This is a genomic window from Mycobacterium europaeum, from assembly GCF_034555895.2.
In the GTDB taxonomy this organism is placed as follows: Bacteria; Actinomycetota; Actinomycetes; order Mycobacteriales; family Mycobacteriaceae; genus Mycobacterium; species Mycobacterium europaeum.
Genome location: NZ_CP157315.1, coordinates 4,612,509 through 4,635,585, shown reverse-complemented (window position 1 = coordinate 4,635,585; position 23,077 = coordinate 4,612,509). Strand labels below are relative to the sequence as shown.

At 70.1% G+C, this 23,077-nt stretch carries 22 protein-coding genes; 10 read left to right on the top strand and 12 right to left on the bottom strand.

Translation table 11 applies throughout. The features are described from left to right. Positions 1–149 precede the first annotated feature (149 nt). The 4 genes from U8D42_RS21370 to U8D42_RS21355 form a co-directional block, all read right to left on the bottom strand. Entirely contained in the window at positions 150–1,538 is a 1,389-nt protein-coding gene (locus U8D42_RS21370; protein ID WP_085239367.1) for an alpha/beta hydrolase, read from the bottom strand. Positions 1,539–1,670: 132 nt separating this feature from the next. Continuing rightward, a complete protein-coding gene (locus U8D42_RS21365; RefSeq protein WP_090419677.1) occupies positions 1,671–3,911 on the bottom strand; it encodes a heavy metal translocating P-type ATPase in 2,241 nt (746 codons plus the stop codon). Beyond that, a complete protein-coding gene (locus tag U8D42_RS21360; protein WP_322858297.1) occupies positions 3,908–4,120 on the bottom strand; it encodes a heavy-metal-associated domain-containing protein in 213 nt (70 codons plus the stop codon). Before U8D42_RS21360 ends, U8D42_RS21365 begins: the two co-directional genes overlap by 4 nt. A gap of 195 nt (positions 4,121–4,315) precedes the next feature. Then, positions 4,316–5,137, bottom strand: a complete 822-nt coding sequence (locus U8D42_RS21355) for a mycofactocin-coupled SDR family oxidoreductase (RefSeq protein ID WP_322858298.1) — start codon at positions 5,135–5,137, stop codon at positions 4,316–4,318. 80 nt (positions 5,138–5,217) lie between these two features. Here U8D42_RS21355 and U8D42_RS21350 point away from each other — a divergent pair, with 80 nt between their 5' ends. Further along, positions 5,218–5,688 carry an SRPBCC family protein gene (locus U8D42_RS21350; protein ID WP_322858299.1) on the top strand — a complete coding sequence of 157 codons (471 nt, stop codon included), beginning with the start codon at positions 5,218–5,220 and terminating at the stop codon, positions 5,686–5,688. 14 nt (positions 5,689–5,702) lie between these two features. Here the strand turns inward: U8D42_RS21350 and U8D42_RS21345 are convergent, their stop codons facing one another. Next, on the bottom strand, positions 5,703–6,320 hold the full coding sequence (locus U8D42_RS21345) for a TetR/AcrR family transcriptional regulator (RefSeq protein ID WP_322858300.1): 618 nt from the start codon (positions 6,318–6,320) through the stop codon (positions 5,703–5,705). A gap of 152 nt (positions 6,321–6,472) precedes the next feature. Here U8D42_RS21345 and U8D42_RS21340 point away from each other — a divergent pair, with 152 nt between their 5' ends. Next, positions 6,473–7,150, top strand: coding sequence for a peroxiredoxin-like family protein (locus U8D42_RS21340; RefSeq protein ID WP_322858301.1), 678 nt, complete (start codon positions 6,473–6,475; stop codon positions 7,148–7,150). 138 nt (positions 7,151–7,288) lie between these two features. Here U8D42_RS21340 and U8D42_RS21335 read toward each other — a convergent pair whose 3' ends face one another. Both U8D42_RS21335 and U8D42_RS21330 read right to left on the bottom strand, forming a co-directional pair. Beyond that, positions 7,289–8,266: an LLM class flavin-dependent oxidoreductase gene (locus U8D42_RS21335; RefSeq protein WP_322858302.1), complete on the bottom strand. Its 978-nt coding sequence runs from the start codon at positions 8,264–8,266 to the stop codon at positions 7,289–7,291. Then, positions 8,263–8,904 (bottom strand): TetR/AcrR family transcriptional regulator, encoded by a 642-nt coding sequence (locus tag U8D42_RS21330; RefSeq protein ID WP_322858303.1) that lies wholly within the window; start codon positions 8,902–8,904, stop codon positions 8,263–8,265. The genes U8D42_RS21335 and U8D42_RS21330 overlap by 4 nt, the downstream gene beginning before the upstream one ends. Positions 8,905–9,048: 144 nt before the next feature. Here U8D42_RS21330 and U8D42_RS21325 point away from each other — a divergent pair, with 144 nt between their 5' ends. From U8D42_RS21325 to U8D42_RS21315, 3 genes are read left to right on the top strand one after another with little or no spacing between them, the layout of a single operon-like run. Beyond that, complete coding sequence (locus U8D42_RS21325; RefSeq protein WP_322858304.1) at positions 9,049–9,708, top strand: TetR/AcrR family transcriptional regulator; 660 nt, start codon at positions 9,049–9,051, stop codon at positions 9,706–9,708. Between the two features lie 50 nt (positions 9,709–9,758). After that, positions 9,759–11,558 (top strand): flavin-containing monooxygenase, encoded by a 1,800-nt coding sequence (locus tag U8D42_RS21320; RefSeq protein ID WP_322858305.1) that lies wholly within the window; start codon positions 9,759–9,761, stop codon positions 11,556–11,558. Continuing rightward, positions 11,555–13,171, top strand: a complete 1,617-nt coding sequence (locus U8D42_RS21315) for a flavin-containing monooxygenase (RefSeq protein ID WP_322858306.1) — start codon at positions 11,555–11,557, stop codon at positions 13,169–13,171. The genes U8D42_RS21320 and U8D42_RS21315 overlap by 4 nt, the downstream gene beginning before the upstream one ends. On the opposite strand, the gene U8D42_RS21310 is transcribed toward U8D42_RS21315, so the two are convergent. The 5 genes from U8D42_RS21310 to U8D42_RS21290 form a co-directional block, all read right to left on the bottom strand. Then, a complete protein-coding gene (locus U8D42_RS21310) occupies positions 13,052–14,212 on the bottom strand; it encodes a Zn-dependent alcohol dehydrogenase (RefSeq protein ID WP_322858307.1) in 1,161 nt (386 codons plus the stop codon). The genes U8D42_RS21315 and U8D42_RS21310 overlap by 120 nt on opposite strands. Before the next feature lie 29 nt (positions 14,213–14,241). Continuing rightward, positions 14,242–15,078: an SDR family oxidoreductase gene (locus U8D42_RS21305; RefSeq protein WP_322858308.1), complete on the bottom strand. Its 837-nt coding sequence runs from the start codon at positions 15,076–15,078 to the stop codon at positions 14,242–14,244. Between the two features lie 34 nt (positions 15,079–15,112). Next, on the bottom strand, positions 15,113–16,402 hold the full coding sequence (locus U8D42_RS21300; protein ID WP_322858309.1) for a sodium:proton exchanger: 1,290 nt from the start codon (positions 16,400–16,402) through the stop codon (positions 15,113–15,115). 263 nt (positions 16,403–16,665) lie between these two features. Continuing rightward, positions 16,666–17,484: an SDR family NAD(P)-dependent oxidoreductase gene (locus U8D42_RS21295; RefSeq protein ID WP_322858310.1), complete on the bottom strand. Its 819-nt coding sequence runs from the start codon at positions 17,482–17,484 to the stop codon at positions 16,666–16,668. Further along, on the bottom strand, positions 17,481–17,897 hold the full coding sequence (locus U8D42_RS21290) for a nuclear transport factor 2 family protein (protein ID WP_322858311.1): 417 nt from the start codon (positions 17,895–17,897) through the stop codon (positions 17,481–17,483). The genes U8D42_RS21295 and U8D42_RS21290 overlap by 4 nt, the downstream gene beginning before the upstream one ends. Before the next feature lie 139 nt (positions 17,898–18,036). On the opposite strand from U8D42_RS21290, the gene U8D42_RS21285 reads away from it, so the two are divergent. The 5 genes from U8D42_RS21285 (at position 18,037) to U8D42_RS21265 (ending at position 23,040) form a co-directional block, all read left to right on the top strand. Next, positions 18,037–18,900, top strand: coding sequence for a helix-turn-helix domain-containing protein (locus tag U8D42_RS21285; RefSeq protein ID WP_090419696.1), 864 nt, complete (start codon positions 18,037–18,039; stop codon positions 18,898–18,900). A gap of 9 nt (positions 18,901–18,909) precedes the next feature. Then, positions 18,910–19,839, top strand: a complete 930-nt coding sequence (locus U8D42_RS21280) for a LysR family transcriptional regulator (protein ID WP_322858312.1) — start codon at positions 18,910–18,912, stop codon at positions 19,837–19,839. A gap of 112 nt (positions 19,840–19,951) precedes the next feature. Then, entirely contained in the window at positions 19,952–21,340 is a 1,389-nt protein-coding gene (locus U8D42_RS21275) for an MmgE/PrpD family protein (protein WP_322858792.1), read from the top strand. 55 nt (positions 21,341–21,395) lie between these two features. Further along, positions 21,396–22,160, top strand: a complete 765-nt coding sequence (locus U8D42_RS21270) for a DUF2127 domain-containing protein (protein WP_322858313.1) — start codon at positions 21,396–21,398, stop codon at positions 22,158–22,160. 28 nt (positions 22,161–22,188) lie between these two features. Next, complete coding sequence (locus U8D42_RS21265; protein ID WP_322858314.1) at positions 22,189–23,040, top strand: SDR family oxidoreductase; 852 nt, start codon at positions 22,189–22,191, stop codon at positions 23,038–23,040. Positions 23,041–23,077 lie beyond the last annotated feature (37 nt).

Genomic DNA, 23,077 nt, shown 5'->3' with positions numbered 1-23,077 from the left:
AGGTGATTCGCGGCGCGGTGGGCACCGAGCCGACCCGCGGAGGGGTCGCCCGTCGTGCGGAACATCGCAGCCATCAGCAGCGAACCGTACCACTACCAGGGGCGATATGTCGGAGGCGTGACCGGTGGGGCAGCTGTGAATTTTGTTAACTAGCGTGATTCTCCGCCGCGCAGGGGTAGCTGCACCGGCTCGGCTTCGGGTGTTCCCAGCGTCGAGGCCAGCCAGGGCAGCGCCGCGGCGAACGCCTGCGCGGCGAACGGCCAGTCGTGTCTGCCCGGCTGGCTGACCACGGCGCAGGTGACGCCGTTGGCGCTGGCGGCGGCGCACAACGCGTGGGCGGCGGCGTCCTGGCCCTCCGGGTTGGCCGCGGGGTCGGTCGCGGGAGCGCCGGCGGTGCTGTTTGCTTCCTGCGCCACATTGCGCGGCTCCGACGACCCCGGGACGTCGAACCAGCCCGACAGCCCCGTGTAGCGACCATGCCGCGCGATCACCGTGAGCGGATCGAACGCGGCCCAGGCGGTGTGGTTGCCGCCGAACAGCTTGGCGACCGTCTGGTCCTTGGGGCCGACGTTGGGGCTGCGGTCACCGGCGATGTCGACGAACGCGCTGAACAGCTCCGGATGCATGACGGCCAGGTCAACCGCGCAGGTCCCGCCCATCGACCATCCCGCGACGCCCCAGCTGGCACGGTCGGCCCTGACGCCGAAGTTCGACACGACGAACGGCACGACATCCTTGGTCAGGTGGTCGGCGGCGTTACCCCGGCTGCCATTGACGCACTCGGTGTCGTTGTCGAACGAGCCGGTGGGATCGACGAACACCAGCACCGGGGAGAACCCGTGGTGGGCGGCGGCGAAGTTGTCGATCGCGGTGAAGGCCCCGCCGGGGCCCAGCCAGTCGCCGGGGGTGTTGAAGGCGGAGCCGATCATCATGACCGCGGGCAGCCGAGGCGGCGGATTGCTGTTGAACCACGCGGGAGGCAGATAGACCAATTCCCGGCGGTGGGGGAAGTGCGAGGCGTTGTCGTCGATGTTCACCGGCACCACCACGCCCTTGCTGGGCCTGGTGCCGGCGACCTGCATCTCGGTCACCCGCAGCCGGTCGACCTCGTTGGGCAACGGGCCCGATGTGAGCTGATTCCACGCGGCCAAGACGGTGGGGAAGTAGCCCACCCACCCGTTCAGGGCCAGCCCCGCGCACAGCACGCACAGGGGTACGGACAGCACCGCCAGCGCCCGGCGCCACCAGCGCGCGCCCGGCCAGCCCACCAACACGACCGCGGCGGCCAGGCCGGTCAGCGCGATCCAGACCCACAGCGCCGTCGGCGCCGGGTCGCCGGCCACGCCGAGCGATGTGATGTACCAGTAGGCGAGCGCGGTCACCGCGACGGCGGCGATCAGGGCCACCGGCAGCACCCGCTTGAGCCAGGGCCGCGCACGCCACTGGATCGCGATGATCAGCAGCAGCAAAGTCAGGGCCTGCACGGCCAGTGGGAGCCAGCCGTGCAGCAAGGACAGTCGTCCGAAGAATTGGTCCAACGGTCGTTGCCTTTGCTGAGTCGATCGCTGCGCGGGGCGACCCCTGGTCTTTTCGAACGCGGTGGGTCGCAGACAACTATCCCACACCGGCCCCACCCGTCCGGCCGCCGTCGCGGCGGTGGGCGTGGCGTTCTAGGCGTTCGTCACGCTGGTGAACGAGCGCAGCCGCAGGCTGTTGGCGACGACGAAGACGCTGGAAAACGCCATGGCCGCGCCCGCGAGCATCGGGTTCAGCAGGCCGAGCGCGGCAAGCGGGATCGCGGCGATGTTGTAGCCGAAGGCCCAGAACAGGTTGGCCTTGATGGTGGTCAGTGTCCGCCGGGACAACCGGATGGCATCCACGGCGGCGCGCAGGTCGCCGCGCGCGACCGTGAGGTCGGCGGCCTGGATCGCGACGTCGGTGCCGGTGCCCATGGCCACCCCGAGGTCTGCGGTCGCCAGCGCCGCGGCGTCGTTGACGCCGTCGCCGACCATCGCCACGACCTTGCCCTCGGACTGCAGCCGCTTGACGGCGGCGACCTTGTCGGCGGGCATCGTGTCGGAGATGACCTGTCCGATGCCGACCTGGTCGGCGATCCGGTTGGCGACGGTGCCGTTGTCGCCGGTCAGCAGGATCGGGGTGAGGCCAAGCCGCTTGAACTGCCGAACCGCTTCGGCACTGGTGGGCTTGACGGTGTCGGCGACGACCAGGACCCCGCGGGCGTGGCCGTCCCAGCCGACGGCGACCGCCGTCTTGCCCTCGTCCTCGGCTCGCGCCTTGCCCGCCGACAACGCGGCGTCCAGGGGCTGACCCCAGTCGGCCAGCAGGCCGGCGCGCCCGACCACGACGCTGTGGCCGTCGACGACGCCCCGCACCCCGCTGCCCTCCACGCTGGCAAACCCTTCGGGCGCGGGCAGGGCGCGCAGCTCGGCTTTGGCGGCCCGGGCGATGGCCTGGGCGATGGGATGTTCGGAGGCGTCCTCGAGCGCCCCGGCGTAACGAAGGAGCGTCTCGCGGTCGGTGCCCGGCCCGCTGATCACGTCGACCAGGGTCATCTTGCCGGTGGTGACCGTGCCGGTCTTGTCGAGCACGATGGTGTCGACCTTGCGGGTGGACTCCAGCACCTCGGGCCCTTTGATCAGCACGCCGAGCTGAGCGGCGCGGCCCGTGCCGACGAGCAGGGCGGTCGGGGTGGCCAGGCCCAGCGCGCAGGGGCAGGCGATGATGAGCACCGCGACGGCCGCGGTCAGGGCCGCCGTGGCGGGTGAGCCCAACGCGAGCCAGGCGCCGAGCGTCGCCAGCGCGATACCGATGACCACGGGAACGAACACGCCGGAGATGCGGTCGGCCAGCCGCTGCACCTCGGCCTTGCCCGACTGGGCCTCCTCGACCAGCTTGGCCATGTGCGCGAGCTGGGTGTCGTCGCCGACCCGGGTGGCCCGCACGACGAGCCGCCCGTGGGCGTTGACGGTGGCGCCCGTGACGGCGTCGCCCGCGCCGACCTCGACGGGGACGGATTCGCCGGTGAGCATGGAGGCGTCCACCGCCGAGGAACCCGAGAGCACGATTCCGTCGGTGGCGATCTTCTCCCCGGGCCGCACCACGAACTGGTCCCCGACCGCGAGACGGTCCACGGGGATGCGGGTCTCGGCGCCGTCGCGCAGCACCGCCACGTCCTTGGCTCCCAGCTCCAGCAGGGCGCGCAGCGCGGCGCCCGCCGTCCGCTTGGAGCGCTGCTCGAAGTACCGCCCGGCCAGCACGAACAGGGTCACGCCCGCGGCGACTTCCAGGTAGATGTTGTGCCCGCCATCGGCGGCCCGGGCGGTGAGCTCAAAGCCGTCGCGCATGCCCGGCTCTCCCGCCGTGCCCAGGAACAGCGCATACAGCGACCACAGGAACGCCGACAGCGTCCCGATCGAGACGAGCGTGTCCATGGTGGCGGCGCCGTGTCGGAGGTTGGCCCAGGCCGCGGCGTGGAAGGGGCGGCCGCCCCACACGACGACCGGTGCGGCCAAAGCCAGCGACGCCCATTGCCAATAGCGGAACTGCAGGCCCGGGATCATCGCCATGGCGATCACCGGGCCGGCGAGCACTGTCACGGTGATCAGGCGGGTGCGCAGCGCGCCCAGTTCGGGGTCCGCGGCCTTGCCGGGGGCGGGTTCGTCCCGCCGTTGCGGCAGGGCCGCGGTGTAACCGGCTTGTTCGACGGCGGAGATCAACAGCTGCGGGTCATACCCCGACGGGACGGTGAGCGCGGCCTTCTCGGTGGCGTAGTTGACGGTCGCGGCGACACCGTCGAGCCTGTTCAGCTTCTTCTCGATCCGGGCGGCGCACGATGCGCACGTCATTCCCGCGATCTCGAGCTCGAGATGGTTCACCGGCGCCGCGCTCATGCCACCGACACGGCCTCGTAGCCCGCCTCGTCGACGGCGCCGAGGATCGCCGTCGCGTCGATGGGGACGGAACTCGTCACCACCAGCCTGCCCGTGTCGGCGCTGACGTCGACGTGCTCCACCCCCGTGATGCGACCGACCTCGTCCTTGACCGCCGCCTCGCAGTGGGCGCAGGTCATCCCGTCCACGCGGTATTCGCTGGTGACCATCGTCTTCCTTCCTCATACCCGGGTGGGGTATACGTCGATGCAACGTGCGCATCCCCCCGCGATATTCCCCCGCAGAGCCGTCGGGGCACACGGGCGTCAGGGAAAAGATCCGGGCCCGACCCAGGCGACGAGGGCACCACCATTGTGCCTGGTCGACCGTGTCGAACGCGCGGCCGGGATCGGTCCGGCCCGGGATCAGACGTAGCCCACGCCGATGTCGACCGAAACCTGGCTGGCCGTGACCAACCGGGACTGGTCGGAGGCGAGCCAGGCGACGGCGTCGGCGATGTCCTCCGGCTGCGCAATCCCCTCGGGCAGCAGCGGCTTGTGCAGGCCGCGCAGATGCGGGTACGTGTCGGCCGCCGCCTGCAGCGCCTCGCGCATCCGGCCGGTGCCCATCGGCGTCGCGACCGCTCCGGGGTTGAGGCTGTTGACGCGGATGTTGTGCCGGCCCAGCTCGGCGGCGAACGCGCGCGCCATCCCGACGACGGCGTGCTTGCTGGCCGTGTAGTGGACCATGAACGACTGCATGTTGATGCCGGCGGCCGACCCGATCAGGATGATCGATCCGCCGCGGCCGCCGTCGATGATGTGCGGGGCGCCCGCCATCACCGTGTTCCAGGTGCCGGTCACGTTGGTTTCGATGGTGTCGCGAAACGCCTCGGCCGTGATCTGGTCCCAGGGCGCGGGGCTGCAGATTCCCGCGTTGGCCACGATGATGTCGAGGCGGCCCAGCTCGCCGACCGCCCGAGCGACGGCGCCTTTGAGCGCGTCCAGATCGCGGATGTCGACGGCCGCGGTGACGACCCGCTTGCCCTGGGCGCCGACCAGCCGCGCCGTCTCGGTCAGATCGTCGGGGGCGGGCGAATCGTAAGGGACGCTCGGCGGCAACGGCCCGGCGATGTCGACCGCGATGATGTCGGCGCCCTCGGCGGCCAGGCGTACGGCGTGCGCCCGACCCTGCCCCCGCGCCGCGCCGGTGATCAGCGCCACCTTTCCCGGCAAAGACTGGGCCATCGGCTGTTGACGTCCTTTCTGATCACCCCGGCGAAGCGTAGCGTCGAATGCGCTTTGCCGGCCCATCGGAGGGAACCATCGTGGATGTGACCGTTGTCGACGCGGGGCCGCGGCAGGTGTGCCGGTCGGTCGAAGTGGCCGCGCCGGTCGCCGAGCTGTATGCGATGGCCGCCGATCCGCGGCGGCACAGCGAACTCGACGGTTCGGGGACGGTGCGTGACAACATCAAGGCGCCGCCGGAATTGGTTGTCGGATCCAAGTTTTCGACGAACATGAGGATGTATGGCCTGCCGTACCGCATCACCAGCACGGTGACCGCCCTGAAACCGAACGAACTGGTGGAATGGCGTCATCCGGTGGGTCACCGGTGGCGATGGGAGTTCGAGTCGCTGTCACCGGCCCGGACGCGGGTCACCGAGACGTTCGACTATCGCGACGCCGGTGCGATCAAGAACGCGCTGAATTACTACGCCCTGATCGGCGCCACGAAGGCCAACGCCGCGGGTATCGAGGCGACGCTGGCCCGGTTGCGGGATCGTTACGCCGGCTGAAGCCGCGAGGCGCCTCACCGCATGCCGAGGCGTCTGAGGTGTTCGATCATCGTGTCGACCGCGGCTTCCAGTGGCGCGGTGTCGCGACGTACCTGGCTGAGCAGCAACCCACCCTGAATGCCGGCGAGCATGGCCAATGCGACGCGCTCGATGTCGGTTCCGTCGGCCAACTCGCCGCGCGCGGCGATTGCGGCCAGGCCGTCGTGAATCATGTTCTCCCACTGGGCGAATGACCGGGCGAGCTGGGCACGTGCGACGGGATCCGCTTCGGAGAGCTCGTTGGCCATCGAGCCGATCGGGCAGCCGCCCGCGCAGCCCAGGCTCTGCACCAGGTTCACCATGATGTCGCGCCACCGGCGCAGGTCCTCGATGCTTTCGATGCGGTCGAGACCCAGGTGCTGCACGTCGAGCACGCGGTCGGTCTGGAAGTCGATGACGGCGGCCACCAGGTCGCTCTTGTCGGCGAAATAGTGGTACATCTGCGAGGTGCTGACGGCCGCGGCTTCCTGGATGTCCTCGATGGTCGTGCGCGCGACACCGCGCTGCAGCATCAACTCCGACGCGGCGGCCACGATGCGCGCGCGGGTTGCGCGGCCCTTCGCCGTCAGTCTGTCGTGCGGGACCGGCGCCATGGAGCCCCTTTCCGTGGAGTGATTCCACGCAATCTACTCGTTTTGGAGTTGACACTCCATTTTGCGTTCAGCATGCTGACCGCAAACGTCTACTAATCGGTGCCGGAAGTCGTTGTGCGCCACGCCGGCACGCTGCGAAGGGTGAGGACCTCATGACCAGTACCGCCGACACCAATCACGTGACGATCGCCGAGCGGGTCGCGCGATTCCAGCAGGAGATGGCGGGCCAGCTGCCGCAAGACGTTGCGGACGCCTTCGGTGCCGAGCAGGCGCGGCTACGGGACGGTGGCGTGCCGTCCGGCGTCGCCGCGCCCGGTACCCCGATGCCTGACGGGCAGTTCCTTGACGTGCACGGCCAACCCACCAACCTGGCCCGAAGCGTCGGTGGACGCAGTGCGGTGGTTGTGCTTTACCGCGGCGCATGGTGCCCGTACTGCAACCTGGCGCTGCGCGCCTACCAGGAGCAATTGGTGCCGGTGCTGGCGCAGCGCGATGTCGCTCTGGTGGCCATCAGCCCGCAAAAGCCTGACGGCTCATTGTCGTCGCAGGAGATGAACGCGTTGAGCTTCACCGTGCTGTCCGACCCGGGCAATCACGTCGCGGCGGGGCTGGGCGTCCTCACCGCACCGTCCGACGACGCCCGGGCCGCTCAGCGCAGCCTTGGCCTGGAGCTCCGGGAAGCCAATGCCGACGGGACGCACGGGTTGCCGATGCCGACCGTGACGATCGTCGACAGCGCCGGGACCGTCCGGTGGATCGACGTTCATCCCGACTACACCACCCGCACCGAGGTCGCCGACATCATCGAGGCCCTGGACCGCCTCGAGTGAACCTGGGGCTGCGGCCGCCGCCCAACTTCGCCGCCTTCCCGTGCTCTCGGCGAAGCCCGGTCGATTCCCGCTCACGGACCCGGCGCCGATCGGGCTCACCATTGTGGGCTCCGCGCGATTCCCTTGCGGCGGTGAAGGTCACAGGTGGGGAAGAACCTCGTCCGTCAGCAACTGCAGGCTTGCCCACGCCGCGTCGATCGGCAGGCCACCGATGAGTGGGTTCATCACGACCTCCTTTCTCCCGGCGCGGATTTGATCGACCAGCTGGCCGGGGGTGAGGATCTCGACATGGTTGAGCCGGCGCAGGTCCTCGATCGACGTGGCGGCGGCTTCGTTGGGCCGCGGAACCCCGGCGCGCTTCCAGCCGCTGTACTCGGCGGCTTCGTTCATGATGAAAGGGCCGTAACACGACCAGGCTTCGTCGGGGTCCGCGTGTAGCAGCGTCACCCTGCTGCCGCTCTCGGGGCGATAGACGAAACCCGTCTTACCGTGGTTGCGCAACTCCCGCTCATAGACCGCTTCCACCTCGGGCATGGCCATCGGTGGTGAGAAGGGAAGCCCGAAGCGGGCCGCACGCCGGGCCGCCGCTGCACTCATGCCGCCGACAAAGAACACCGGATGGGGACGGGTGTGCGGCTTCGGCGTGACGTCGATCAGCACCCCGCCATGACGGAAGGGTTGATCGCCCCACGCCTTGAGCAAGACCGTCAAGCAGCGGTCCATCAACTCCGCCCGTCGCGCCCACTCCTTGCCCGCGGCGTGATATTCCTCGGGCCGGTAACCCATGCCGGCCACGAAACTGAAACGGCCCTCGCTGATGTTGTCCAGCACGGCGATGTCCTCGGCCAACCGGATCGGTTCATAGAGCGGGACGATCAGGGCGTTGATGCTGATGCGCACGGTGCGGGTGCGTCCGGCGATGGCGGCCGCCAAAACCAGCGGCGACGGAAGCCAACTTGTGGCCGCCAGGTGATGTTCTTCCGCGCTGATCGCGGTGAGTCCGCGTTCGTCGGCGAACTGGGCCATGTCCAGCGCCGCCCGGTAGCGGTCGGCCTGGCGCGCCGTCGGATCGGCGATGTTGGTCATGTTCAGCCGCAGCGCGGTGAGCAGGCTCATCGCCGGACACCGGCCGCGTGCCCGAAAATCGTCCCCCTGATCAAGTCCTTGGCCGAGGCGAGTGTGGCCGTGTAAGCCTGCGGGCCCAGGCTCGCCGCCCGCTCCGTCAGCCCGCGAGTCAGCGCGTAGATCGCGTCGGCCGCGGCGCGCGCGTCCGTGTCGGCGGGCAGGGCGCCGCGGGCCTTGGCGTCGGCCAGGACCTCGGCCACGGTGTCGCGCAAGGCTTTCGGCCCGGGATACATCGGCCGGCCGCGGCCGGGGTGCTGGTTGCTCTCCGCACGGACCGCGCGATCGAAGGCGGCCAGGTGGGGATGCTCGCGCATCAGCCGGCTCGCCTCGTCCAGCACCGCCGCCAGGCGATCGGCGACGTCGCCGGACTCCGCGGCGGCGGCCCGCAGCCGCGGCGCCGCTATCCGCTCGATGTCTTCGACGGCGGCGTCCAGCAATTCGGACTTGTTCGGAAAGTAGTGGTACAAGCTGCCGCTGGTCATCTCGGCGGCCCGGGCGATCTCGCGAATCGTGGTGCGCGAGTAGCCCTTCTCGGCCACGCATCGCATCGCCGCGGTGATGATGCGGGCCCGCGTCTGTTCGCCGTCGGCGCCCACCGGCCGACCCAATTGCGGTGGCGTGACGCTCATGCGGCGGGCGGCCCGCCGCAACTCCGTCCATCACGCACTGCACACCTCCGCGGCGAAGCCGGAATTAATCGATCACTCGATTATATTCGACCGTGTCGGGCACCGGGAACCGGCGGACGGGGACGCGCGAGTGGGCACAGCACGGTGACGCGGGCGCCACGGGGGCGCCCGGTCGGCGCCAGCGGCGAGGAGACGCGACAGCGGATCATCGTGGCCACCATGCGCTGTGTGGCCGAGGTGGGGTACGCGCGCGCCACCATCCGTGAGATCGCCCGCACCGCGAACGTCACCAGCGCCAGCCTCTACAACTACTTTCCGAACAAGGCGGAGCTGATCGACGCCGCGATCGCCGCCCGCACGGACGTCGCGCTGCCGCGGTTGCGCGCGGCCGCCGCGCGCCCGGGGCCCGCCGTCGACCGGATCGAGGCGGTGCTCGACGAATCCGGCCGGCTGATGCGCGAGTATCCCGACCTCGCCGCCTTCGAGTGGGTGATCCGCGCCGAAGGCGCCGTCGCCCGCGACTCGCGGCTCGCGGCCGACTTTCAGGTGTTCCGCGAGCTCATCGAGGGCGTCGTCGACGATGCCTACCGCCGGGGCGAACTCGCGCACCGGGCCGACCGGAACGGCATCGTCGAGGCCGTCTACGCGCTCATCTACGGGTTGACGGAACTGGCGGCCACGTCGCCGCCGCGCGACTATCACGCCGCGCTGGACGCGGCCAAGAAATTGATCCGGGGAACGCTGCTCGGCCCGGCGCCGGCGGTAGCCACGGGCAGCCGCCGCGGTACTCCGCCGGGCCCTTGATGTGATCAAGCGATTGATTATATAGTCGGGCGCACGAGAGGACCGTGTCCGTGACTGAAACCGTTGGCGTGACGTTCGACGTCGACGCACTGCGACGCAAGTACGCCGAAGAGCGCGCGCGCCGTCTGCGCCCGGACGGCATCGCGCAGTACGTGGAGATGACGGGTGCCTTCGCCCACTTCGCCGAAGACCCTTGGACCGACGGAACTTTCGACCGTGAGCCGCTGACCGACGAGGTCGACGTCGCGATCATCGGCGCCGGCTTCGGCGGGCTGCTGACGGGGGTGCGCCTGCGTCAGCTCGGTGTCGACAGTGTGCGGCTGATCGACCGGGCGGCCGATGTGGGGGGCACGTGGTACTGGAACCGGTACCCGGGGATCGCCTGCGACGTCGAGTCCTACGTCTACATGCCGCTGCTGGAGGAACTGGGCTACATCCCGACCGAGAAGTACGCCAAGGGGGCGGAGATCTTCGCCCATTGCCAGCGCATCGCCCGGCACTACGACCTCTACCGCGACGCCTGCCTGCGCACCGAAGTACACGAGATACGTTGGCAGGCGGAAGAATCGCGCTGGATCATCCGCACCAACCGCGGCGATGAGATGCGGGCCCGGTTCGTGTCCATGGCCAACGGCTATCAGGCCAAACCCAAGCTGCCCGGGATCGAGGGCCTCGGCACGTTTCGCGGCCACGCCTTCCACACCAGCCGGTGGGACTACGCCTACACCGGGGCGAACCTGGAGAACCTGGCCGACAAGCGCGTCGGCATCATCGGTACCGGGGCCACCGCGATCCAGTGCGTCCCGCACCTCGCCCGGGCGACGCGGCGGCTCTACGTCTTCCAGCGCACGCCGTCATCGGTGGACGTGCGGGCCAACCGAGCCACCGATCCCCACTGGGCCAGCGCGTTACGGCCGGGCTGGCAGCGCAGGCGCATCGAGAACTTCCAGATCCTGACCGCCGGCGGCCAGGCCGACGAAGACCTGGTCGACGACGCCTGGACGAGCATCACGCGCAAGCTTCCGGTGATGCGCCACGACGGTGACGGCGCCGTGGACCCGGCGCAACGCGGCCGAGACATCGAGATCGCGGACTTCGCCAAGATGGAGGAGATCCGGGCGCGCGTCGCGGGCATCGTCACCGATCCGGCCACCGCGGAGGCCCTCAAGCCGTGGTACGGGTACTTCTGCAAACGACCCTGCTTCCACGACGACTACCTGCAGACGTTCAACCGCGACAACGTCACCCTGGTCGACACCCGCGGTCGCGGCGTTCAGCGCATCACCGAGTCGGGTGTGATGGTCGACGGCGTGCCTTACGAACTCGACTGCCTCATCTTCGCAACGGGTTTCGAGGTCGGCACCGACTACTGCCGTCGCACCGGTTTCGAGCTGATCGGCCGCGACGGGGTGTCACTGACCGAACACTGGGGCGACGGGGTGCGCACGTTTCAGGGGCTGTGCACGACGAAGTTCCCGAACTGCTTCATCGAGAGCATCGCCCAGGCGGGCCTGACGGTGAACTTTCCCTACCTGCTCGACGTGCAGGCGACCCACGCCGCCTGGATCATCGCCTGGGCGCTCGGGCACGGTGTCGGCGAAGTCGAGGCCGCCCCCGCCGCCGAATCAGCCTGGGTCGACACGGTGATCGCCCGGTCGGCCGCCAGCGCCGAACGCGCCGAGACGTGCACCCCCGGCTACTACAACCGGGAGGGGAAGGCGGACAACAAGACTCGGCAGGGCAGCTTCTTCTTCGGCGCACCCACGGAGTACGCCGACCTGTTGCGCGAATGGCGGGCCGGCGGTGGCCTGGAGGGCTACCTGATTCGCGGCGGCGAGGCCGGGCCGTGACCAGCCGGCAGGCCCGGTGGCGCTACGGTGTCGGCCGGTTGCGGGCCGCGACCCGCCGCGGGCGCCCACCCAGGGTGGCGATCGTCGGGGCGGGTTTCGGTGGGCTGGCCGCCGCCGTGGCGCTGCGCCGGGCCGGCATCGACGACCTGGTGATCATCGAGGCCGGCGACGGGGTCGGCGGCACCTGGCGGCGCAACACCTATCCCGGTGCGGCGTGCGACATCCAGAGCCACCTCTACTCGTTCTCGTTCGCGCCCAACAAATCCTGGAGCCGCACCTATGCGCGGCAGCCCGAGATCCTGGCCTATCTGGAGTCGGTCGCCGACGAGTTCGACCTGCGCCGGCACCTGGTGCTGGGCACCCGGGTGCGTTCGGTCGGGTGGAACGGCGCGGCGTGGGACTGCCGGCTGGACCGGGCGGGCAGCGAATCCACCCTGACCGTCGACGTCGTCGTGTGCGCCGTCGGATTGTTCGGCTCCCCAAGGCTTCCCGACATTCCGGGCCTGACCGACTTCACCGGCACGCTCATGCACACCGCGCAGTGGGATCACCGGGTCGACCTGGCGGGCAAGCGGGTGGCCGTCATCGGCACCGGTGCCAGCGGCGTGCAGGTCGTGCCCGAACTGGCCGAGGTCGCCGGTCGGGTGAGCGTCTTCCAGCGCACGCCGCCGTGGATGGTGCCCAAGGATGACCGTCCCTACAGCGCGAGCGAATTGGCCCGGTTCCGGCGCGACCCGCTGGCCGTGCGGCGCACCCGCTGGCAGATCTGGAAATTCCAGCACGACAACACCGCAACCTTCGCCGACGACCCCGTCATCAACGCGCGCACGCACGTTGCGACGTCGTTTCTGGAGCGCACCGTGGCCGACGAGCGGCTGCGGCGGGCGTTGACGCCCGACTACCCGTTCCGCTGCAAGCGGGTGTTGCTGGGCGACGAGTTCTACCGAGCGCTGCAGCGCGACAACGTCGAGCTGGTCACCGACCCCGTCGAGCGGATCGCCGGATCGTCGGTGCTCACCTCGGCCGGACGCGCGGTCGACGTCGACGCGATCGTGCTGGCCACCGGGTTCGAGACGTCGCGCTATCTGTCGGGCATCGAGGTCATCGGCCTCGGGGGACGCCGGCTGCACGAGCGGTGGGGCGAGGACCCGAGCGCGTACCTGGGCGTCGCGGTCAGCGGGTTCCCGAATTTCTTCATGCTGTATGGCCCCAACACCAACCAGGGCGGGAACTCGATCGTCTACATCCTGGAGGCGGGCGCGCGGCTCGTCGCCAGCGCGGTCAGCCGGGTGGCCCGCAGGGGTGGCTACCTCGACGTCCGCCCTGAGGCCGAAAAGCGCTACAACGACCGGCTTTCCGCCGACCTGGAGCGCACCATCTGGACCCGGTGCGACAGCTACTTCCGCTCGCCCTCCGGCCGCATCGTCACCCAGTGGCCGTACACCGAGCTGGAGTACGCCCGACGTACCTGGCGGCTGCGGCCGCGGGACTGGCTACTGGCCGAGCCCGAAGTCGATGACGCCGCGGATCAGGCGGCCGGCGGCCAGGTCGGCGTAGGCGTCGTTGATGTCGTCGAGCCGGTAGCGCTTGGTGATCATCTCGTCCAGGAGTAGCTGACCCGACTCGTACAACGTGGCCAGCAGCGCGATGTCGCTCTTGGGGTTGCACGACCCGAAGACCGTGCCGCACAGCGTCTTGTTCATCAGGATGAAGTCCTGCAGCGCGACGGCGACGGAACCCAACCCGGGCGACGGCAGCCCGGTCAGCACACAGGTTCCGCCCTTTCGGGTGAGTGCCAGCGCGGCCCCGACGTCGGCCTCGCCGATCATGGCGGGGGAGACCACGACCGCGTCCGCCATCACTCCGCGGGTCAGGTCGCGGACCAGCCCGAGCGCGTCCGAGGCCGTCGCCGCGGTGTGGGTGGCGCCGAACGCGACGGCCGAGGTTCGCTTGAAGTCGCTGACGTCCACCGCCACGATCCGGGCCGCCCCGTTGATGCGTGCGCCCTGGACGGCCGCGGTGCCGATTCCGCCGGTGCCGATCACCACCACGGTGTCACCGCCGCGCACGCCGGCGCGCCGGGCGGCAGACCCATACCCGGTCGGTGCCGCGCAGGCCAGCAGGGCGGCCGGAACCAGCGGAAAGCCCGGGTCGATCTTCACCAGCGAATTAGCCGCCACCACAGTGTGTTCGGCGAACGCACCGATCTTGGACACGTGGCCGAGGCTTCGCCCGTCGACGGTGTGATGGCGAAACGTGCCGTCCGTCGGCATGCCCGGCGCCAACGTCCCCGACCCCGTGTCGCAGAGGTATTCCATCCCCGAGGCACACCACCGGCACTGGCCGCAGACCGCCACGAAGGAGGTCACCACATGGTCGCCCGGCGTGAACCCGGCGACGCCCGGCCCGACGTCGACCACCACGCCGGAGCCCTCGTGCCCACCGATCGTCGGTGACATGGCGGGTAATCCCAGGGCGCGCAACGTTTCCGGCGGCGCGGCCAGCTTTCCCTGCCGGATGTGTTCGTCGGAGTGGCAGAGCCCGGTGGCGGCCAGCCGCACCATGACCTCGCCAGCCTTCGGCGGATCCAGCTCGAACTCTTCGACGGACCACGGGTGGCCGTACTCGTAGAGGATGGCCGCACGGCTTCGCATCGACCCCTGCCGCCTTTCTGCCGTCGCGATCAGCCCGCGGCGGCCGCCCTGGCCCGCTCGGTCATCGAGGCGATCACCCCACCGTCGTTGAGGATGTCGGTGCCGGTGAGGTAACCCGCCTTGTCGCTGGCGCAGAACGCGAGCAGGTCGGCCATCTCCTCGGGCCTGCCCCACCGCGGGACCGCGGCGTTGGTGACCATCGCGCCGGCGCCGGCCTGTTCCTCGAGCCGGCCCATCTCGGTGTCGATGGAGCCCGGGGACACCGAGACGATGCGCAGTCCGCGCGCGTTGAACCTCTCCGCCTGCGACTGGCTGTACCACTTCACGAAGCTCTTGCTGACGGCGTAGGCGAAGCCGGACTGCGCCTCCTCGGGCACGATGGCGCAGGTCGTCATCATGGCTTCCAGGAACTCGTCGGCGTCGCGCAGCGCCAGCGGAAATTGTTCCACCGGAACCATTTCCGCCGGGAGCAGGTGGGCGGCCATCGACGCCACGTTGACGATCGCCGCGCCCTCGCCGGCCACCGCGTAGAACGCCTCGTCGACGTTGAGGGTGCCGAGCGCGTTGGTCCGCATGACGTAGTCGGCCGCGCCCATGCTCGGGCTCACGCCCGCGGTATGGATGACCGAGGCGAGCGTCCCGAGACTGCCCGCGGTGTCGAACAGGTCCGCGACCGCCTGTCGATCGGTGACGTCACAGTGGACGGCCGTGGGAGTCATTCCGAGTTCGTCGAGGGCCGCGGCCGCGGCCGCGAGCCGGTCCCGCCTGACGTCGCAGAGCACCACGGTGTGGTCGCGGCCGACCACTTTGGCCGTGGCCAGACCCATGCCGCCCGCGCCGCCCGTGATCACCGACACTCGATTCATATCTGGACCGTATACGGCCGCCGGCGGCCCGCGGCTAGGGGTCCGGCACCGGATGGTGGGGGTGACCGCTGTGGCGAATCGCCGTCCCGAAGAACGGCGCCCTGAGGGTGGCGGCCAGGTGGCGGCGGTGGCGGATCAGCGCGACGACGGCCACGGCGGTGTAGACGCCGCAGAGCAGCAGCCGGCCATGGGTCGAAGCGATGGGGAACTGCACGACGAACAGCCCCAGCAGCGTGCCCGCCGCGGCGCGGTGGAACCGCAGCGCCAACAGCAGCGCCACCCCCATCATGGTCTGGGTGGCCGTGAGCAACACTTCCTCCACCTGACGCTGGTCGAGCTCCAGGGAGAATCCGCCGCCGCCGAGCAGGTGGGCGACCGGCAGCGACCCGATCAGCAGCGTCCACTGGTTGACCTTGGACGAGATCAGGGTGGCGATGGCCGCCGTGCCCTTGCCCCGGGCGGCGAAGATGGTGGCGACGATGAACTCCGGGGCTTCCGAAGCGAGCGGGGCGAGCCATTGAACGAGCAGGAAGCGGTCGATGCTGAGCTCGGCGCCCGCGGCCACGAGGTTGTCGGCGAACGGCTTGGCGCACAGCAGGATCACGGCGCCGGAGGCCAGGAAGAGGCCGACGACGACGATGCGCCGCCCGCGGTCGGGCAGCTCCCCCAGGGCGGCGGCGGTCCCGATCAGGTCGGGCTCCGCCACATCGCCGTGGCTGACTTTGTAGAGGTAGAACCCGAACCAGGCCAACAACGCCAAGCCCAGGCCGAAGTGGATCTGGCCGCTCGCCGGTGCCGCGAACGCGATGAGGCCGGCGATCAGCAGGAATCCGAGTTCGACCCGATTGGTCGGTTGAAGCGCCAGGCCGGTGGCCGTCCTGTCACCGGCCTTGCGTGCCACCACGATGCTGACCAGCACGACGACGGGCCAACCTAGACCCATCAGCAGCCGGTTGGACCCGGTCATGTTCGCGGCGGCGTATTGCGTGTAGTCCCCGTTGTGGCCGGACACGTACGCGTAATAGAGGTCGACGGCGTACTCGGGCAGCACCGCGATCAGTGCCAGCACCGCCGTCGCCATCCCGCCGGAGACATCGATCTGCGCGGCTTCGGCCGCCCACGCCAGCAGGAAGCTGGCCGAGACCACCGCGGCCCCGAAGATGAGGAGGGCGACGACCGGGTCGGGGTGCAGCCCCGCGATGCGGACCACCAGCGCCGGTGCGACGAACGCCGTGGTGATCAGCCCCGAACGCGTCAGGGTGCGACGCCGGCCGCGTTCTGCCGTGGAAATCGTGGCGGGCCTGTCTGGGGCGAGCATCGTCATCCTTCGATACGGAGGGGTGGCGACTGTAGCGGCGTAGTGAGGTTAGGTTTGCCATGCCGAACCGCCTACCAAAGCTACCCGCGCAGCCCGCCCCCAGCAACGCGTTCGACGGCTGGAGCCGGCCCGGCGCCGGTAATCATCTTTGCTGGCCAGAGGGGCGCTGCAGAAAAGTTTGGCTCCCCCGATTCCGAAGTTTGGCAAACCTTCCTGGGCAAAACCGGGCCCCTATGCAGTACGACGGGTCGCGGGCCGGGAAGGTTCCGCTATTTGTCGGGCCCCATGGCCGCGGCCGCGGCCTGGGCGAACAGTGCGACGGCTTGGTTGCGGGTTAGCGAGGCCAACATCCGTTCGGCGGCGCGCATCGTGTCGCCGACCATCAGGGTCGGTCCGTTCCCCAGGTTCTCGAACGCCTCCGCGATGACATCCGCCACGGCCGCCGCGCCGGGCGGTACCTCGTCGAGCGAGGCGATCTGCCCGCGGCTGTGCTCGAGTTGCCGCAGGGCGGGCGTATCGGTCTTGCCCAGGATGAGGCCCAGGACGTCGACGCCCTTGTCGTGCAGTTCGGCCCACAGCGCCTCGGCGAAGACCATGTCGAACGCCTTCGTCGCGCCGTAGGCCACCATGTTGGGCCCACCGGCCAGGCCGGCGCCCGACCCGAACAGCACGATTCCGCCGTGGCCCCGCTCGACCATGCCGGCGGCGAAGTGGTGGCACAGCTGCATCGGCACCGTGCAGTTGCGTTGCACCATCGCCTCGGCGACTTCGACCGGGTTGGCGAGAAACGGCTCGAAGTTCGGGTCGGCACCCGCGCAGTACGCGAGGAAGCCGACCTCGAGGTCGCCGGTCGCCGCGGCGATCGCCGCCGCCGCGCCCGGTTCGGCGAGATCGATGGCGAGGGTCCGCGTGGACGCCGACGTGTCGCTGCGGATCCCGGCCGCGACGTCGTCGAGGACCGCTTGCCGGCGGGCGATGAGCACGACGTTGACGCCCCGCCCGGCGAGCCCCCGGGCGAACGCCGCGCCCACCCCGTCCGAGGCCCCGGCCACCAGCGCCCACGGCCCGTACTTGGCCGCGAACGTCATTCGGGGCCCCCGACCGTCGTCAGGCGCACCTGGGTGTAGCGGCGGCGGGCGATGCGCCACCCGTCGGACGTGCGCACGATCTCGTCGTCGTAGAAGCCGATCGCGTTGACGCCGGAGTCGTTGTCGGCGGCCATGATGAGTCCGTCGATGTAGGTTCGCGCCGTCGCCTTGTCGCCGTCGACCGTGATCGCGTGGTTGGTCAGGCGGTGCAGGGTGTGCCCCGCCGGGGCGTGCACCTGCTCCATGAAGTCCGTGACGGCGTCGACGCCGGTCCACGACCCGATCACGCCGTAGTCGAGCTCGCAGTCAGCGGTGAACACGGTGCGAAACAGCGGCCAGTCGCGCCGGTCGATCCCGGTGGCGTAGCGCACCAGCAGTTCGCAGATGTCCTGGCGGTCATCACGTTCGGTCATGGCAGGTCTTCACCGCAGCGTGCAAAGCATTTAGCTCTCTCGAATAGTCGATATAGACTCTCGAATGTTCGTCTCACTCTAAAGCGTGCCGCAGGGGAGTCAAGCCATTCGGGGATCGACGTCGGCGCCGACCGCCCGGGTGCTCGACGTGGTCGAGCTCCTGGCCCGGTCCGGGAATGCGCGGCTGCGGTTCTCCGACATCGTGCGCGAGCTCGACCTCACGCAGGCGACGGCACACGCCATCCTCAAGACGCTGTGCGACCGGGGATGGGCGAGCCGCGATCCCGTCGCCAAGACGTTCACCCTCGGGCCCGCGCTGGCGGTCGTTGCGGCGCGGACCGACACCGCCCGGCCGCTCGCGCATGCGGCCCGTTCCGCGGCCCTGCGACTGTCGCGCGAGGTCGGCTACGGATGCTCCGTGGTCGAGCGATTCGGAGATTCGTTGGTGGTCACCGCATTCGAGGGCCGGCCCGCCACCCCACCGTCCGGCATTCCCGGTGATCGCATCCCGTACGCCCCGCCGTTCGGGGTGGCGCTCGCCGCCTGGGACGACGAGGAGGAACAGCGCGCGTGGATCCGCCGCGGTGCCGGCACCAACGCGGATCGCACCCGGCGGCTGGAACGGGTGTTGGAACACACGCGTGAGCGGGGTTTCGACGTCGACTGGACCACGCCCGCGCTGGCCCAGGCCGTGCAAGTGGTCGGCACCTTGGACAGTGATCAGATGCCCACGCCGGTGCGGCACATCGTGGATCAGTTGCTCGACGAGTTCACCACCATCGGGTTTCTCTCCGACGACAACCCCGGTCGCCGCAAGCAGCCCGTGGTGACCATCGCCGCACCCGTTTTCGATGAACGACGCGTCGCCCTGATGGTGGCCGTGCACCCGCTGTGCCCGCTGTCGGCGCGGCAGATCCGGCTCATCGGCAAGCAGTTGACCGACGAAACGGCGGCGATCAGCCTGGCCCCGCCGCGACCGGATACGGTCGGTCGCGCCGTCTAGGCTCCGCCTATGGAACTGCGGCAGTTGCGCTACTTCGTGGCCGTCGCAGAGGAGCTGCACTTCGGCCGCGCCGCGCAACGCGTGCACATCTCCGGACCGGCCCTGTCGCAACAGATCATCGCGATGGAACGCGAGCTGGGCGCCGACTTGTTCGTGCGGGACCGGCGCAGCGTCCGGTTGACCGAGGCCGGACGCACCCTCCTTCCGGACGCCCGCCGGATCCTGTCGCTGGCCGACGACGCCACGGCCCGGCTGCAGCGGGCGGCCGCGCGCAGCACCCCGGTGCGGCTCGGCTACGTCAGCTGGCTGCCCGACGACATCACCACCCTGGTGGGGCGCGCGGCGGACCTGCGGCTCGACGACTGGGTGTTGCCCTCGCACACCCAGGCCGACCGGGTGGCCGAGGGCACCCTCGACATCGCGCTGGCGTGGGTCACCGCCGGCCAGGTCGAGGAGCGCGGCCTGAGCGCGCATCTGCTGCGAACCGAGCCGCTGCACGCGGTCAGTCCCGGCGTCAGCTCGACGGAACCCGTTGCCGCGCAACGTATCAACGTACTCGTCGACGCGGACGAGTCGGCCTGGTCGTCGTGGAATCGATACGCCAGGGAATTCGCCGCCGACACCGGCGCCCGCGTGATCGCCATCGACGACGGCGGCATCACCGGCGACGCGTTCCACGCCCACGTGCGCAGGATCGGAGCGGCCGTGCTCGCGTCGCCGAAGCGCCACACCGCGGCTCTCCCGCCCAGCCTGGGCGAGCGGCCCGTCGCCGAACCGGTGCCGCTGTGGACGTGGTCGCTGCTGCACCGCCGGGACGACGACCGCGCCGGCGTGCGCGGCGCCGTGGACGCGCTGCTCGCGGTCGCGCGTGCCCGCGCCTGGCCGGCGCCTCCCGCCGGGCCGTGGTGGGCGCCGGCCGACGACCCGCACCTGCGGTGAGAAGTCGCATCGACCACTGGTAAGACAGCGGTCCTGGACGGCGGGCCGGCGCTGCGCTTGGGTGAAGGTAGCGCAGCCGGGGAGGCGAAAAGTGATGGCACACAACCATGTCGTGGACGAGCTGGCCGATTTCGTCGTCGACGCCCAACCGGCCGACCTGACCGGCCGGCCGCGCGCGCTGATGAAGCGCAACATCCTCGACAGCATCGCCTGCGCGGTCGGCTCCCTCGACGGGGACCTCGTCGCGACGATCCGCGACCACACCCGCCAGTTCAGCGGCGCCCCCACCGCCACGCTGGTGGGCGGCGGCCGGGCGTCGGTGGACCAGGCCGCGTTCTTCAACGCGGTGCTGGTGCGCTACCCCGATCTGCTCGACACCTATCTGACGGTCGGCGGCCTGTGCCATCCCGCCGACAACTTCGGCGCGGTGCTGGCCGTGGCCGAGCACACGGGCGCCGGCGGAGCCGACTTCCTGTTGGCGCTGGCAGTCGCCTACGAGGTGCAATGCCGGTTCAGTTCCCAGGTTCCCGTGATGGCGCGGGGGCTCAACCACGCCCTGCAGCTGTCGATGTCGGTGGCGGCCGGCACGGCGAAACTGCTCGGGCTGAGCGTGGAGGAAACCGCCAACACCATCGCGGCCGCCGCGACCGACAACGTATCGCTGGCGGCGGTGCACGCCGAACCGGTCTCGAACTGGAAGGGCATCTCGCCGGCCATCACCGGGATGCGCGCCGTCTATGCGGCCATGCTGGCCGCCCGCGGCGTCACCGGGCCCAAGTCGTTGTTCGAGGGTCCCCACGGCCTGGTGCAGTTGTTCGACCAGCCCATCGACCTGGCGACCCACGACCGGCGGCTCACCTGCGTGGAACAGACCTACCTCAAGCAGTACTGCTCCCTCATCCACGGGCAGGTGGTCATCGATGCGGTCTTGGCCCTGCGCACCGAAAACGACCTGCGTGGTGCGGACATCGCGCGGGTGACCCTCGAGGTCTTCCAGGGGGCGTACGACTTCGCCGGCGGGGGAGCCTACGGCGGCAAGGATGACCCGCGCACCAAGGAGCAGGCCGACTACAACCTCAAATACCTCAGTGCGGTGGCGCTGCTCGACGGCGGGGTGGGCCCAGAACAACTGGAAACCCACCGGGTCCTGCGCGACGACGTTCAAGAGCTGCTGAGGCGTGTCGACGTCAAACCCGCCGCCGACCTGACCGCGGGCTATCCGCGCCGCACGGCGGCCCGGGTGCACCTGGTGACCCGGGACGGACGGGAATTGTCCCGCGAGCAAGCCGATTACGAGGGCTCCCCGACCCGGCCCATGTCGTGGGAACGCGTCGCGGACAAGTTCACATGGCTGGCCGAACCCTTCTGCGACGAGGCGCTGCGCGCCGAGATCGTCACGGCGGTCGATCGCCTCGACGAGATCCCCGTCGGCCACCTCGCCGGCCTGCTCGGTTCCGTGAGCCCCACCGCGCAACGGCCGCGCACCGGCCCGCGGTTCTGACGCATGCCGTGCGCGCCCCCTTGCGTGGCCCGCCGCCCGCAGTCGATGATCGGCCATGCGCAAACACCAGGGCGGCAATCGCTGGGAGTTGGTCACCTGCGCGGTCGCGGGCCACGCCACCTACGCGCCCGACGAGCGGGACCTCGCCGCCCGGCTGAGCGGCACCACCGGATTGGGCGAAGTATGGCGCTGCCTGCGCTGCGGTGAGTTCACCGTGGGCCGGCCGCATGGACGGGGACGCGCCGAAGACGCGCCGACGATCATGCGCGGCAAGGCTTTACGCCAGGCCATCATCATCCGAACCCTCGCGGTGGAACGCCTGTTCCGGGCGGTGGTGATCGCGCTTGCCGCGTACGCGGTGTGGAAGTTTCGCGGCGCGCGCGGGTCCATCCAGGCCACCCTCGAACGCGACCTCCCGATCTTCCGCGCCGCCGGATTCAAGGTCGATCAGATGACGATCGTGCACGAACTCGAAAAGGCATTGGCCGCCAAGCCATCCACGCTGACCCTGCTGACCTTGATGCTGGCCGCCTATGCGCTGCTGGAGGTCGTCGAAGGCGTCGGCCTGTGGTTGCTGAAGCGCTGGGGCGAGTACTTCGCGGTGATCGCCACCTCGGTGTTCCTGCCGCTGGAGGTTCACGACCTGTTGAAGGGCGTCACGATGACCCGGGCGGTCACCTTCGCCATCAACCTGGCCGCCGTCGTCTACCTGCTGTTCTCCAAGCGTCTGTTCGGCTTGCGGGGCGGCCGTGCAGCCTACGACGAGGAACGGCGCGGCGAGCAGCTGCTCGACGTCGAGAAGGCCGCCGCCGGAACCTGACGCGGGACCGACTGGTAAGAACGAAGCAATGGGCACTTATGCGGTCACCGGGTCGGCTTCCGGGATGGGCCGGGAGACCGCGCAGCGGCTCAAGGCCGACGGGCACACCGTGATCGGCGTCGACATCAAAGACGCCGACATCGTCGCGGACCTGTCGACGCCGGACGGGCGTAAGCGTGCCGCCGACGGGGTGCTGGCGGCGGCCGGCGGCAAGCTCGACGGCGCGGTCCTGGCCGCCGGCCTCGGGCCCAGCCCCGGCCGTGAACGGCTACGCCAGATCGGTCAGGTCAACTTCTTCGGCGTCGTCGAGCCGCTGGTCGCCTGGCGGCCCGCGCTGGCCGCCGCCGAACGCGCGAAAGTCGTGGTCGTGGCGAGCAACTCGGCGACGACCGTGCCGCTCGTCCCGGGCCGAGCGGTCAAGGCCTTCCTCGCCCACGACGGCGACAAGGCGCTGCGATCGGTGCGACCGTTCGGTCCGGCGGCACCGACGATGATGTACGCGGCGTCCAAGATCGCCGTCGGTCGTTGGGTGCGGCGCCAGGCGGTGCTGCCGGAATGGGCGGGCGCGGGGGTGCGCTTGAACGCCCTGGCGCCCGGAGCCGTCATGACGCCGTTGTTGGAAGAACAGCTGGCGACGCCCCGTCAGGCCAAGGCGGTCCGGTCGTTCCCGGTTCCGGTCGGTGGCTTCGGTCAGCCGCGGCACATGGCCGACTGGATGTGTTTCATGCTGTCCGAGTCGGCCGAATTCCTCTGCGGCAGCGTGATCTTCGTCGATGGCGGGACCGACGCCTATTTCCGCGCCGACGATTGGCCGAAACCGCCGCCCGCGCGCGGCTTGCCGGGCTACCTGCGACGGTTCAGAGGTTCGAGGAGCCTGTGACGCGCGGCCGGCGCGCCGGGGAATGTGCGTCGCACCA